This window comes from Streptosporangium sp. NPDC002544, assembly GCF_040295965.1.
GTDB lineage: Bacteria > Actinomycetota > Actinomycetes > Streptosporangiales > Streptosporangiaceae > Streptosporangium.
Window position 1 is genome coordinate 150810 of record NZ_JBEOWJ010000012.1, and the last position, 13505, is coordinate 164314.

Consider the following 13505-nt stretch of genomic DNA (forward strand, 5'->3'; position numbering starts at 1 on the left):
ATCAGCCGTAGTACTTCCTCGCGCCCTCGTGCAGGGGCACCGGCTCGGTCTTCCGCGCGTTGTCGCGGCTGATCTCCCTGGCCACGGGGTGGATCTTCTCCAGCTCCGCTCTGCGCTCGAAGAGCAGCCTCGTCAGGCTCTCCACCAGGGCGGGGTCCATCTTCTCGTGCACCACGAGCAGGTTGGGCACCGAGATGGTCGACACGTCCGAGGGGGTGTCGTAGACGTCCTTGGCGATCGTGCCCGGGGCGTACGCCGAGCCGTGCTCGGCGCGCATCGCGGGCAGCACCCCGTCCAGCGGCACGAAGGCGACCTGGCCCCTGAGCGAGGTCAGCAGATCGGTGATGCCCGGTGTCGGCAGGCCGCCCGACCAGACCAGGGCGTCGAGGTCGCCGTCCTTGAGCGCCTGCACGCTCTCCGGCAGTCCCAGCGACTGGCGGGTGACGTCCTCCTCCGGGTCGAGACCGGCCGCCTTCAGCAGGCGTAGCGCGATCACCTCGGTGCCGGAGTTGGGCGAGCCGGTGGAGACCCGCTTGCCCCTGAGGTCGGCGACGGACTTCACGCCGGAGCCGGTGGTGGCGACCACCTGCGTGTGGTTGTCGTAAAGGCGGGCGACGGCGCGGATCGGCTGGGGCGTGGTGAAGGCGCCCTTGCCCGTGACGGCGTCGGCGGCGGAGTCGGCCAGGGTGAAGGCGATGTCGGAGTCGCCCCTGACGACCCGCTGGATGTTCTCCACCGAGGCGCCGGTCGCCTCAGCCGTGGCCTGATAGCCGGGGATGTTCTTGCCGATCTGGTCGGCCAGGCCCCCGCCGAGGACGTAGTAGACGCCCGTGGTGTTGCCGGTGGCGATCGACAGCCTCTTGCCCACGGCCTGGTCGGCCGACCTGTCTCCGCCACAGCCGGCCAGGAACAGCAGCCCCGCCGCCAGCAGGACGGCGGTCCCGCGTCTGACTGTCAATGCTCTGCCTCTCGTTCGCGTGTCACCAGATGGAGGGAGACGACCACGATCAGGACCACCGCTCCGGCGAGCGCGGGCAGGGGCGACAGGAACAGCAGCAGGATCGCCGCCACCGCGCACAGCACCCGCTCGACCGGCCCCGCCGGACCGAGCAGCCGCCCACCGGTGGCGGCGGCCAGCGCGGCGACCGCCACCGCCGAGACCGTCGTGGCCGCCAGGATCTCCCCGAACGTGCCCTGGGCCAGCAGCCCGGCCCCGCCGGGGGTCAGCACGAAGGCAAAAGGCACCAGGAACGCGGGAAGGGTGTACTTCCAGGTGGTCATCATGGTCCGGTAGGCGTTGCCCCCGGTGATGGCCGAGGCCGCGAAGGCCGACAGCGCCGTGGGCGGACTGACCTCCGACAGCACCGCGTAGTAGAAGATGAACATGTATGCCTCGGCCTGGCTGACACCGAGATCCGTCAGCGCGGGTCCGATGACGACCGCGGCGATGACGAACGACGCGGTCACCGGCACCGCCAGACCGAGCACGAGCACCGCGACCGCGCACAGCAGCGCGGTGACGGCGAGGATCCCGCCCGAGGCGCCGACGATCAGGGAACTCGCCTTGAGGCCCAGCCCGGTGAGCGTGACGACGGCGACGATCAGCCCGGCGGCGGCGCAGGTCGCCGCGACCGGCAGCACCCCGGTCGCCCCCGCGGCCAGAGCCCTCGCCGCCCTGCCGGGGGTCAGGGCGTGCTCGGAGTCGAGGAAGGAGAGCACCAGGGCGAGCAGCGTGGCGTACACCACGGCGCGGAACGGCGACTGGCCGAGCGCCATCAGGACGACGATCACGAACAGCGAGCTGAAGTGGTAACCGAACCGCCTGACCAGTGGCCAGAGGCTCGGCGCGTCCACCTCGACCGCCCGCGTCCCGTACCTGCGGGCGTCCATCTCGATGGCCAGGAAGATGCCCAGGTAGTACAGCAGGGTGGGAATGGTGGCGTAAAGCAGCACCGTCAGGTAGCTCACGCGCATGTACTCGGCGATGATGAACGCCGCGGCGCCGAGAGTCGGGGGCGACAGGATCGCTCCGATGCCCGCCGCCGCGAGCACTCCCCCACCCTGCTCGGGCGGGTATCCGGCCCGGCGCAGAATCGGCCAGGCGACGCTGCCCACGCTCACCGTCGTCGCGACGCCGGAACCGCTGACCGTGCCGAGCAGGAATCCGGCGAGGGTGACCGTGCGGCCCGGCGCCGAGCGCGAGCGGCGGAACGCGGCCAGCGAGACGTCCACGAAGAACTTTCCCGCCCCGGAGTGGTCGAGGACGGCGCCGTAGACGGTGAACAGGATGATGTAGGTGGCCGCCACGTCGAGCGGCACGCCGTACACGCCGTCGGTGCCCATCACGAACGAGACGACGATCCGGTCGATGTCGTAGCCGCGGTGCCCGACGACCCAGTCGAAGGGCAGGTAGCCGCCGTAGTAGGCGTAGGCGGCGAACCCGACGCAGACCGCGGGCAGTATCCAGCCGACGGTGCGCCGGCAGGCCTCAAGCACCAGCAGGACGATGACCGCCCCGGCCACCACGTCGAGGGTCGTCGGCTCGAAGGCGCGCCGGATGAAGTCGTCGAAGACCGCCAGCGGGTAGAGGCAGACCACGAGCGCCAGCGCGGCGAGCGCCCAGTCGCCGGCGCCCGGCCGGTCGGTGCCCCGCCGCCCAGGCTTGTAACAGACGAAGGTGAGCGGCAGCACGACCGCGAGGAAGAGCATCCGGTACGGGAGAACGGGGCCGGGCCGGAACGCGCGGTAAAGGACGTACAGCGACAGGCCGAGGGCGACCAGCGTGACGGCCTGCGCCACCCGGCCGGAAAGCCGCCGGGCGGGCCGTTCCGCGTCGAACTCCGCGATCAACTCATCCGCTGATGTGGTGCTCGTCAACCGTCGTCTCCACGTGTGAGCCGCGATATTCGACTGCAGATTACCGAGAAGGTTGACTCTCATCTGTCAAGACAGGTCACATTCGCGTCACGCCCGTCCTCGCGGGAGACCTCTGCCTCAACGGCGTGGGAAAGCGAACGTCAGGCGGCAGGACCGGGGCGCACGGCTACCGATGGTCGACCATCCGCCTCAACGACGGCACCCGGGAAGTCGCGGGTCAGCCGCCCGAGGTGTCGGTCTCGGCGTCGGCGCAGGGGACCGCGAGGTCGTACGGGTCGTCGAGCCAGCCGGCGGGCAGGTGAACGCGGTCGCGCGGATTGGTCTTGCCCCGGGGGACGTCCACGCCCTCGGGCCAGGGCTGGTCGGCGTCGAGTTCGGCGAGCCCCTCCCGCAGGCCGGCCAGGGTCTCGGAGGTGGCCAGGCGGCGACGGAGGGCGGAGCCGACGGTGAAACCCTTGAGATACCAGCCGACGTGCTTGCGGAAGTCGGCCACGGCGTGCGGCTCGCTCTCGAAGCACTCGGTCAGCAGGGTGGCGTGCCGGTCCATGGTTGCGGCGACCTCGCCCAGCCGGGGACGGCGCCGCTCGTCGCCGCCCTCGCACATGGCCGCCAGGTCGGCGAAGAGCCACGGGCGCCCCAGGCATCCCCGGCCGACGACGACGCCGTCGCATCCGGTCTCGTCCATCATGCGGCGCGCGTCGTCGGCGCTCCAGATGTCGCCGTTGCCGAGCACCGGGATCTCCGGCACGCTCTCCTTGAGCCGCGCGATCGCCTCCCAGTCGGCGGTTCCGCCGTAGTGCTGGATCGCGGTGCGGCCGTGCAGCGCGATCGCGGAGACGCCCTCCTCCACGGCGATCCGCCCGGCGTCCAGATAGGTCAGGTGGTCGTCGTCGATGCCCTTGCGCATCTTCATGGTCACCGGCAGCGTCCCGGCGTTGCGCACCGCCTCACGCAGGATCGCCCGGAGCAGGTTCCGCTTGTACGGCAGAGCTGAGCCGCCGCCCTTGCGGGTCACCTTGGGCACCGGGCAGCCGAAGTTGAGATCGACGTGGTCGGCCAGGTCCTCCTCGGCGATCATGCGGACGGCCCTGCCGACCGTCACCGGGTCGATCCCGTAGAGCTGGAGGCTGCGGGGACGCTCGTCGGGCTCGAACCGGATCATCTTCAACGTCTTCGGGCTACGCTCCACCAGCGCCCGCGTCGTGATCATTTCGCAGACGAACAGGCCGCCGCCCTGTTCCCGGCAGAGGGCGCGGAACGCCGTGTTGGTTATCCCGGCCATCGGGGCGAGGACGACCGGCGGCCACACCTCCAGCGATCCCAGTTTCAACGACTCCACCTGGCTTTTCTACCGCACCACGACGAGCGGGACGAATCATCCGCTGGATATGGTGTACCTGGTGTAACCCGACGTGACATGGGAGGCCGCGGATGCTACTGCGACTGCGGATCGCACTGCCCGACCGGCCGGGCTCCCTGGGGAAGGTCACCCGCGTCCTCGGCGTCGCGGGCGCGGACATCACCCAGGTGGTCGTCCTGGAGCGCGGCGAGGGCCGGGCGCTGGACGACATCACCGTCTACTGGCCCGACTCCGCTCCCAGGGAAACCCTGGTCGAGGGGTTGGAGAGCGTGCCGGAGGTGACAGTCGAGGGTGTCTGGAGCACGCGCGAGGCACCGGGCACCTACCCGGAGCTGGAGATCCTCAAATACATCACCACGGCGGGCGATCGGGCGCTGGCCACCCTGATCGACTCCATGCCCGTGCTGTTCAGCGCCGACTGGGCCGCGGCGGCGACCGAGAAGATCCCTCGCGTGACCGTCCACTCCAGCTGGCGGGCTCCCGAGCAGGTCCCCTTCCCCACCGAGACCCCCGCCCGCCCGACTTCCTTCACCCTCGACTCCGGCCTGCACGTGATCGCCGCCCCGCTGCCCCCGCTGGCCCTGACCTTCCTGCTGGCCCGCGCCGACGGCCCCGCCTTCCACCGCATCGAGGTGCACCGCCTCACCCGCATCCTGGAGATCTTCCTCACCCTGCCCGCGGTGGAACGCGCCGTCGTCCGTCAGTTGCGCCACCAGACCGGCTGAGCCACCCGCCCTACGGTCACCAGACGGGCGGCTGAACGCACGGTTACGCAACCGCGCGGAAAACCCGCTAGAGTTCTCTCGTCGCCACCGGGAGCGAAACCCGGGGGAAACACGCGGAAGTGGCTCAGTGGTAGAGCATCACCTTGCCAAGGTGAGGGTCGCGGGTTCGAATCCCGTCTTCCGCTCGAAGGGTCTTCGGGCTCTCACTCCGGTGGAGTGGCCGAGAGGCGAGGCAACGGCCTGCAAAGCCGTCTACACGGGTTCAAATCCCGTCTCCACCTCTGGTCCTTCCCCATGCGGACGATTAGCTCAGCGGGAGAGCGCTTCCCTGACACGGAAGAGGTCACAGGTTCAATCCCTGTATCGTCCACCACCGTCAATGGCATCTATGCCGACCAGATCAAACGGCCGCCAAAGTCCCAGCTCAGGGACCTTGGCGGCCTTCTGGCTTCTCCGGGTGATGTCCGCTGTTCCGGGTTGTCGTCAGCACCGGCGCCGACGTCGCGGGGAGACCGTTGTCGCCCCAGAGATCTTGGCGAGGGTCGCAGCCGACGGCCCCACCTCTCCTTCCGAGCACCCCGCCCGAAAATAGGTTTGACCAATCTGTTGACCTGGAAGCAACGTCACCTTAACCTCGATGCAATTGGTTCGACCAAAGAGTCACGAGAGGGGATGGGCATGGATCTGGCAGCCCTGGTTCGGAGCCTTGCCGAGCAGGCGAGCCCCGAGCCCGCCACCGGCCGCCTGCGCCTGCCCACGGAGCGCGAGCTGGTGACCTCCCTGGAAGTCAGCCGGGGCTCCCTGCGCGAGCAGTTGTCGATGCTGGAGATGCTGGGCTTCCTGGACCGCACGCAGGGCAGGGGTTCCTACCTGAGCACCCCGGACGCCGGTTTCATCCAGCTCTACTTCGACCTGGGCGTCCAGCTCGGCCACCTGAGCCAGGAACAGTTCGCGTCGGCACGGAAGATGCTGGAGGTGTCCGTCGCCGAGGCGGCGGCGAGACTGGCCACCGCGGACGACGTCGACGCCCTGCGCGAACTCGTTGACGAGATGGTCAAGGCCAGCGGCGACGGCGACGGTGAGCGCGCCCTCGAAGCGGACCTGAAGTTCCACCACCGGCTGTTCCTGATCGTCGACAACCCCGTCTTCAACCTTGTCCACGACGGCCTCAGCCACGTGCTCCGCAGCGAGGTCGTCGAGCGCCGCCGGCTGGCGGTGGAACGCGAGCCCCTGACCCCGGGCAAGACCCGGGTCATCGACACGGTCCACTACGGGATCGTCGAGGCCATCGGCGAACGGGACGGCGAGGGCGCGCGGATCGCGATGCGCAGGCACTTCGAGGTGTGGTCCTCCCTCACGCACTCGCCCTAGGCCTCCCACACACGACAACGACACGCCACCCCCGCGCGGGCAGCGGGCCATGCCATGCCCGGAAACAGGGCCGGATCACCCAGAACAGAAGGATGTCCATGAGCGACCCAACAGTCGTTTTCGTCGGTATCGGCGCCATCGGCCTGCCGATGGCGACCCAACTGGTGTCCGCCGGCTACGCGGTCACCGGGGTGGACCCGCTACCGGCCGCACACGAGCGGGCCGAGGCCGCCGGCGTACGGGCGGTCTCCCGGTTCTCCGAAGCGCCCAAGAGCGAGTTCGTGGTCGTCATGGTCGCCACTCCGGCGCAGCTCGAAGCCCTTGTCACCGAGGCGCTGGCAGTGGATGTGACCGGTCAGCGCTGGATCGTGATGAGCACGGTGGGCCCGGAGGCGGTGCGCGAGCAGGGCGCCCGGCTACAGGTGGCCGGCGCGGTCGTGGTCGACGTGCCGGTCACCGGCGGGGTGGCCAGGGCCCGGACCGGTGAGCTCACCCTGTTCGCCTCGGGCCCGGCCACCGACATCGAGGCCGCCCGTCCCGTCCTCGACAGACTTGGAACGGTCCAAGCGGTCGGAGACGCGCTCGGTGACGGTCAGGCCATCAAGGTGGTCAACCAGCACCTCTGCTCGGTCCACATCGTGGCGGCGGCCGAAGCCCTCGCTCTCGCGTCCACGCTCGGGCTGGACAAGGAGAAGGTCCTCTCCCTCGTGGAGCGGGGAGCCGCCGGATCATGGATGCTCTCCGACCGCGGGCCGCGCATGCTGCGGGGCACCGACGTCGACGTCACCAGCACGATCAACATCTTCGTCAAGGACAGCGGCCTCGTGTACGAGGCCGCGCGGGCGGCCGGGGCGCAGACCCCCCTCCTCGACGTCGCCAGGGCCCGCTACCAGCAGGCCGCCGACGCGGGTCTTTCGACACGTGACGACTCACGGGTCATCGAAACCTACGAACACCCCCAGTGATCAAGATCATTAAGATAGCGAGGAGCGGCACATGACCGCTGCATCCAACGTCGCCGGTGCTCACCGGGACAACCCGGCAAAGGTGTCCTTCGCCTCGATGGTCGGCACCGCGGTGGAGAGCTACGACTTCTTCATCTACGGCACCGCCTCGGCCGCCTACTTCGGCACGGTGTTCTTCCACTCCGAGGACAAGCTCGTCGGCGTGCTGGCGTCGTTCGCCACGCTCGCCGTCGGCTTCCTGTTCCGCCCGCTCGGCGGCTACCTCGCCGGACACTACGGCGACCGGGTCGGCCGCAAGACGATCCTGATGTGGTCGCTGGTGCTCATGGGCGTCGCGACCGTCCTGGTGGGCGTGCTGCCGACCTACGACCAGGCGGGCGCGCTCGCGCCGATCCTGCTGATCCTGCTGCGGATCCTCCAGGGCATCGGCTTCGGCGCCGAGTGGGGCGGAGCCGTCCTGATGGCCGTCGAACACGCCCCCGAACGCCGCCGCGGCTTCTTCGGCGCGGTCCCGCAGATCGGCATCCCGGCCGGGCTGCTGCTGGCCAACGGCGCGTTCCTGCTCAGCGAGGCCCTGCTGGAGGGCTCCTGGGTGTGGCGGGCGCCCTTCCTGCTCTCCGTGGTGATGGTCGCCGTCGGCATCTTCATCCGGATGGGCGTCTCCGAGTCGCCCGACTTCGCGGAGATGAAGAAGAACAACGAGATCCGCAAGGCTCCGGCACTGGACGTCATCAGGCGCGACTGGCGGGTGATCCTCAAGATCATGACTCTGCGGCTCGCGGAGACCGGCGGATACTACGTGACCACCAGCTTCATGCTCTCGTACGTGGTGCTCGCCGAGCTGACCGACAAGCAGAACGTGCTGATCGGCACCATCGTCGGATCCGCGCTCGGCCTGGCCAGTCACCTGCTGTACGGCGCGCTGTCCGACCGGATCGGCCGCAAACCGGTGTTCCTGATCGGGTCGCTGTTCACGATCGCGTTCGGCATCCCGATGTTCCTCATGATCAACACCGGTGCGGTCATCATGGTCGTCGTCGCGGTCGCCCTGAGCCTGCTGCTGAGCCACGACCCGATCTTCGCCGTGGAGTCCTCCTGGTTCTCCGAGCAGTTCCCCCGCGACGTCCGCTCCTCGGGAATCTCCCTCGGCTACAACGGCGCCTCGCTGGTCGCCGGCCTGCTGCCCTTCCTGGCCACCGCCCTGTACGGATCCATCGGGTGGATCGGCCCGGCGGTGCTGTTCATGCTGCTCGGCGTGGTCTCGACGATCGCCGCCGCCCTCACCCCGGAGACCGCTCCGGTCAAGGTCGGCACCCCGGCGTCGTCCAGGACCACGGCCGCGACCATCTGAAGAGAGAACGAGAACAGATATGACCACACTCAGTGAACCGCAGGCCGGCCGCCTCGATCCGGCGGCGCGGGCGGAGAGGGTGCGCGGTGCGGCCTACCGGATGCGTCACCACACCCTGAACATGGGCGAGGCGCAGGGCCAGGGCTACGTCGGCCAGGCACTCGGGGTCGCCGACATGCTGGCGGTCACCTACGTCGACCAGCTCCGCTACCGGGCGGACGACGAGCACTGGGCCGAGCGCGACAGGTTCCTGCTCTCCACCGGCCACTACGCCATCGCCCTCTACGCGGCCCTGGCCGAGGCGGGCGTCGTGCCCCTCGACGAGCTGGAGACCTACGGCTCCGACGGGTCACGGCTCCCGATGTCCGGAATGGCGTCCTACACACCCGGTATGGAGATCTCCGGAGGATCACTCGGCCACGGGCTGACCGTCGCCGTCGGCATGGCCCTCGGGCTGCGCCACCAGGGGTCGAACTCACGGATCTACAACTTCCTGTCCGACGGCGAGCTGGACGAGGGGTCGACCTGGGAGGCGGCGATGGGCGCCGCCCACCACAGGCTGGGCCTGCTGACCGCGATGGTCGACATGAACGCCCTGCAGGCCGACGGGAAGACCGAGACGGTCATGCGCATCGAGCCGGCCGAGGAGAAATGGGTCGCGGCGGGCTGGTTCACCCAGCGGGTGGACGGCAACGACGTGGAGGCGCTGCTCGCGGCCTTCGACGCCGCCGCCGAGCAGGCCCGCCCGGAGGGCAGGCCCTCGGTGATCCTGTGCGACACCAGGATCGGCCGGGGCGTCCCGCTGCTGGAGACCCGCGAGAAGGCCCACTTCATGCGGATCGACGAGGACGAGTGGGAGCTGTGCCGTCAGCAGCTGACGGCCGGGTACGAGGGAGTGGAAGCACTGTGAGCACCGCGACGGGCGCCAAGCGCCTGACGACCTCGGCGATGATCGCCTCATTCGCCGACCCCGGGCAGAGGACCGCGAACTCACCCTTCGGCCACGCCCTGGCCGCCCTGGCCGAGCAGGACCCGCGCGTCGTGGGACTCACCGCGGACCTGGGCAAGTACACCGACATGCACATCTTCGCCAAGGCCCACCCCGAGCGGTTCTTCCAGATGGGCATGGCCGAGCAGTTGCTGCTCGGGGCGGCGGCGGGCATGGCCGAGGTCGGCCTCATCCCGTTCGCCTCGACGTACTCGGTGTTCGCGGCACGCCGCGCGTACGACTTCCTGTGCCTGGACATCGCCGAGCCGAACCTGAACGTGAACGTGATCGGTGGCCTGCCCGGCCTGACCACGGGGTACGGCCCGAGCCACCAGGCCACTGAGGACATCGCCATCTTCCGCGGCATGCCGAACCTGACGATCGTCGATCCGTGCGACTCCGTCGACATCGAGCAGGCGGTGCCCCAGCTGGCCGCGTCCGACGGCCCGACCTACCTGCGCCTGCTGCGCGGCAGGGTGCCGACGGTCCTCGACGAGTACGACTACACCTTCCGGCTCGGCAAGGCGGCCGTGCTCCGCGGCGGCAACGACGTCGTGTTCGTGTCAAGCGGCCTGATGACGATGCGCGCCCTGCAGGCGGCCGAGGAGCTGGCCAGGCACAATGTCGACGTCGCGGTGGTGCACACTCCGACGATCAAGCCTTTCGACGCCGAGACCGTCCTCGCCGAGGTCGACAGCGACCGGCTGGTGGTCACGCTGGAGAACCACACGGTGGTCGGCGGGCTCTTCGAGACGGTCGCCTCGGCGGTCGTGCGGGCCGGCATCGGCAGGCGGGTCGTCCCGATCGCCCTCCCCGACGCCTTCCTGGACGCCGGCGCCCTGCCCACCCTGCACGAGAAGTACGGCCTGGCCACCGGCACCGTCGTCGCCAAGGTGCTCGAAGAGCTGGCGTCAACGACCCCCTCCTGAAGGAGGGGGCTTGAGGCGCAGCGATGCGCTTCGAAGCCCCGCGTTGACCAGCCCTAGCCGTCATGAACTGGAGGTGTGATCCAGATGGCTACGTTTCATGTAAGCGAGCAGACCCACCGGCAGGTGCTTCCTCAGCCTGCCGCTCTGGAATCCGTGGGAGCAGACACGCCCGAGGGTGGGCACGAAACGGCTCACGGACTCCCGGCGACGCCGGGCACTGGCATGGAACCTGGGCGAGGGGAGATCGGTTCGGCCGCACCGCCGGACCGGCGTCACCCCGAGGGCGCTTCGGCGCCTGAGGGAGCGAACCGTGAGGTTCACCCGGCCGTGTTCGTCCTCGACCGCCACGGCCACCCGCTTGACCCCTGCCATCCTGCCCGTGCCCGTCGGCTTCTGGCGGCCGGGCGGGCGGTGGTGGTGGTGCGTCACACCCCGTTCGTTATCCGTCTCAAAGACCGGTCAGCGGCCGACTGCGTTGTGAACGGCGTCGCGATCGGTATCGATCCCGGTTCCAAACACACCGGCCTGGCCGTGTTCACCGACCATGACGGGAGCCGGGCCGGACGGTATGCGATCCAGCTCGACCACCGAGGCGCACTGATCCGCGACAGGCTCGCCTCGCGGGCCGCACTGCGCCGGGGCCGCAGGTCACGCAACCTGCGCTACCGCGCCCCCCGGTTTCTCAACCGCACCAAACCGAAGGGATGGCTCGCGCCATCCCTGCGACACCGCGTCGACACCACCATGTCGTGGGTGGCGCGGCTGACCCGGTGGGCGCCCGTGGCAGCCGTCCACGTGGAGCGGGTCTCCTTCGACACCCACGCCCTGTCGGCGGGCAAACCGTTGGAGGGCGCGGAGTATCAGCAGGGCACCCTCGCCGGGTACGAGGTCCGCAAATACCTGCTGGCCAAGTGGGGGCGGGCGTGCGCGTACTGCGGCGCCAGCGGCGTACCGCTCAACCTCGACCACATCCACCCCCGCAGCCAGGGCGGCTCCGACCGGATCAGCAACCTCACCCTGGCCTGCATCCCATGTAACCAGACCAAGAACGCCACTCCGGTAGAGGTGTTCCTCAAGGACAGTCCCGCACTTCTCTCCAGGATCCTCAAACAGGCGAAAACACCGTTGCGCGACGCGGCGGCGGTCAACGCCACCCGGTGGGCGCTGTGGCGGGCCCTGGAAACGGCCGGCCTGTCCGTTCACACCGCCTCCGGTGGCCGCACGAAGTGGAACCGCTCCCGCACCGGTGCCGCCAAATCGCACACCTTGGACGCGCTGCACGTCGGCCCCCTGGCAGGCGTCACCGCCTGGCCCTCGGCGGTCCTGGTGGTCAAGGCGACCGGGCGCGGCACCTACGCCCGCACCCGCACCGACCGCTACGGCTTCCCCCGGCTACGACTCCCCCGGACCAAGCACGTCAAGGGGTTCGCCACCGGCGATCTGGTCCGCGCGACCATCCCGACCGGCAAGAAGGCCGGAGTCCACACCGGGCGGGTCGCGGTCCGCACCACCGGCAACTTCAACATCACCACCCGACACGGCACCGTACAGGGCATCGGCCACCGCCACATCCACCTGCTCCAACGAGCCGACGGCTACGGCTACACCACCCACCCAGAAACACGGCACCGTGCCGCGTTTCCTCCCCCGCCTGAAGAAGGGGGTCTCCACACTGGAGGTATCCGATGAAGACCGTCGTGCTCGATGACGACCCCACCGGCACCCAGTCGGCCAGTGGGGTCCGGGTGCTGCTGCGCTGGGACGCCGCCCGTCTCACCGAGACGTTGCGCGCGGTGGACTCGGTCTACCTGCAGACGAACTCGCGGGCGATCGACGAGGCCGCGGCGGTGGCACTGTGCCGGCGGATCCGCGGCGAGGTCGACACGGCCTCGGCCGAACTGGGCACCGAGATCCAGGTCGTGCTGCGCGGGGACTCGACGCTGCGCGGACACGTCTTCGCCGAGACGGACGTGTTCACCACCGACGACAGCCCGATCCTCTTCCTGCCGGCCTTCCCCGACGGGGGCCGGACCACGGTCGGCGGGGTGCACCATGTCCTGGTCGGCGGGGTGCCGACCCCCGCCCACCTGACGGAGTACGCCAACGACCCGGTCTTCTCCTTCCGTCACGGCGACCTGGTCGGGTACGTGCGGGAGATCGGTGCCAGGGAGGCGTTCCCGGTGCCGCTCGAGGAGGTCCGCTCCTCGCGGGGCGAGGCCGTGGCCGCGGCCCTGCTCGCCGCACCCGGCCGCACCGTGGTGGCGCCGGACGCCGAGACCGACGAGGACATCGATCTGGTCCATCGGGGCCTGCTGGCGGCGCGGGAGCGGGGCAGGCCCGTGGTCGTCCGTTCCGCGGCGCCGCTGGCCGCCCGGTGCGCCGGCGCGGTCAGCCGGGGTCTGCTGCCGCGGCCGCTGAACGGCGGTCGCGGCCCCGTTCTGGTGGTCTGCGGTTCGCACACCTCGGGGGCGACCGCTCAGCTCGCGGAACTGGAGCGGCGCCATGGCGTCACCGCGCTGACGATCAGCACCGAGGCGGCGCTGCGGAACGGCACGGCGGCCGGTCACGCCATCGTCGCGGACGCGAGGAGGGCGCTGACCGGGGAGGGCATCGCGCTGATCAGCTCGGAGCGGGTGCGCCACGAAGGCCACAACACCCTCGCGCACGGTGAGGCGGTGATGACCGCACTCATGACGGCGGTCCGCGAGCTGTCGGACACCGCCCGCGTGGTGGTCTCCAAGGGGGGCATCACCTCGGCCGAGGTGACGGCCACCGGACTGCGGGCCGCCGCCGCCACCGTGCGGGGCCAGGTGCTGCCGGGAGTGTCCGTCTGGGACCTGGACACCGACGCGGCCGCCGCGACCTGCGTGGTCGTGCCGGGCAACGTGGGCGGCCCGGACGTCCTGGTGGAGGCCGTCGAGGCGATATAGACGGCCCGC

General features: G+C 70.0%; 11 protein-coding genes and 3 tRNA genes. 11 read left to right on the plus strand and 3 right to left on the minus strand.

Going from position 1 to position 13505, the window contains the following annotated elements:
• Nucleotide 1: 1 nt before the first annotated feature.
• The 3 genes from ABT061_RS20340 to dusB all read right to left on the minus strand — a co-directional run bounded on the left by ABT061_RS20340 (nt 2) and on the right by dusB (nt 4216).
• Nucleotides 2–958 (minus strand): TAXI family TRAP transporter solute-binding subunit, encoded by a 957-nt coding sequence (locus ABT061_RS20340; RefSeq protein ID WP_350919805.1) that lies wholly within the window; start codon nt 956–958, stop codon nt 2–4.
• On the minus strand, nt 955–2877 hold the full coding sequence (locus ABT061_RS20345; RefSeq protein ID WP_350919808.1) for a TRAP transporter permease: 1923 nt from the start codon (nt 2875–2877) through the stop codon (nt 955–957). The genes ABT061_RS20340 and ABT061_RS20345 overlap by 4 nt, the downstream gene beginning before the upstream one ends.
• 217 nt (nt 2878–3094) lie before the next feature.
• Nucleotides 3095–4216, minus strand: a complete 1122-nt coding sequence (dusB, locus tag ABT061_RS20350; protein WP_350919811.1) for a tRNA dihydrouridine synthase DusB — start codon at nt 4214–4216, stop codon at nt 3095–3097.
• Between the two features lie 92 nt (nt 4217–4308).
• On the opposite strand from dusB, the gene ABT061_RS20355 reads away from it, so the two are divergent.
• The 11 genes from ABT061_RS20355 (at nt 4309) to ABT061_RS20405 (ending at nt 13496) form a co-directional block, all read left to right on the plus strand.
• A complete protein-coding gene (locus ABT061_RS20355) occupies nt 4309–4962 on the plus strand; it encodes an ACT domain-containing protein (RefSeq protein ID WP_350919814.1) in 654 nt (217 codons plus the stop codon).
• A 113-nt stretch (nt 4963–5075) separates the two neighbouring features.
• Nucleotides 5076–5147: transfer RNA gene (locus ABT061_RS20360), tRNA-Gly, on the plus strand.
• A 25-nt stretch (nt 5148–5172) separates the two neighbouring features.
• Nucleotides 5173–5243, plus strand: a tRNA-Cys gene (locus tag ABT061_RS20365).
• 17 nt (nt 5244–5260) lie between these two features.
• Nucleotides 5261–5335 (plus strand) — tRNA-Val (locus tag ABT061_RS20370).
• 305 nt (nt 5336–5640) lie between these two features.
• Entirely contained in the window at nt 5641–6333 is a 693-nt protein-coding gene (locus tag ABT061_RS20375) for a FadR/GntR family transcriptional regulator (RefSeq protein WP_350919817.1), read from the plus strand.
• Nucleotides 6306–7298: an NAD(P)-dependent oxidoreductase gene (locus ABT061_RS20380; RefSeq protein WP_350919820.1), complete on the plus strand. Its 993-nt coding sequence runs from the start codon at nt 6306–6308 to the stop codon at nt 7296–7298. Before ABT061_RS20375 ends, ABT061_RS20380 begins: the two co-directional genes overlap by 28 nt.
• 31 nt (nt 7299–7329) lie before the next feature.
• Nucleotides 7330–8649, plus strand: a complete 1320-nt coding sequence (locus tag ABT061_RS20385; RefSeq protein WP_350919823.1) for an MFS transporter — start codon at nt 7330–7332, stop codon at nt 8647–8649.
• 19 nt (nt 8650–8668) lie between these two features.
• A complete protein-coding gene (locus ABT061_RS20390) occupies nt 8669–9559 on the plus strand; it encodes a transketolase (protein ID WP_350919826.1) in 891 nt (296 codons plus the stop codon).
• Nucleotides 9556–10566, plus strand: a complete 1011-nt coding sequence (locus ABT061_RS20395; RefSeq protein WP_350919829.1) for a transketolase family protein — start codon at nt 9556–9558, stop codon at nt 10564–10566. Before ABT061_RS20390 ends, ABT061_RS20395 begins: the two co-directional genes overlap by 4 nt.
• Before the next feature lie 327 nt (nt 10567–10893).
• Nucleotides 10894–12255 (plus strand): RNA-guided endonuclease IscB, encoded by a 1362-nt coding sequence (gene iscB, locus ABT061_RS20400; protein ID WP_350919832.1) that lies wholly within the window; start codon nt 10894–10896, stop codon nt 12253–12255.
• Nucleotides 12252–13496 (plus strand): four-carbon acid sugar kinase family protein, encoded by a 1245-nt coding sequence (locus ABT061_RS20405; RefSeq protein WP_350919835.1) that lies wholly within the window; start codon nt 12252–12254, stop codon nt 13494–13496. Before iscB ends, ABT061_RS20405 begins: the two co-directional genes overlap by 4 nt.
• Nucleotides 13497–13505: the final 9 nt, after the last annotated feature.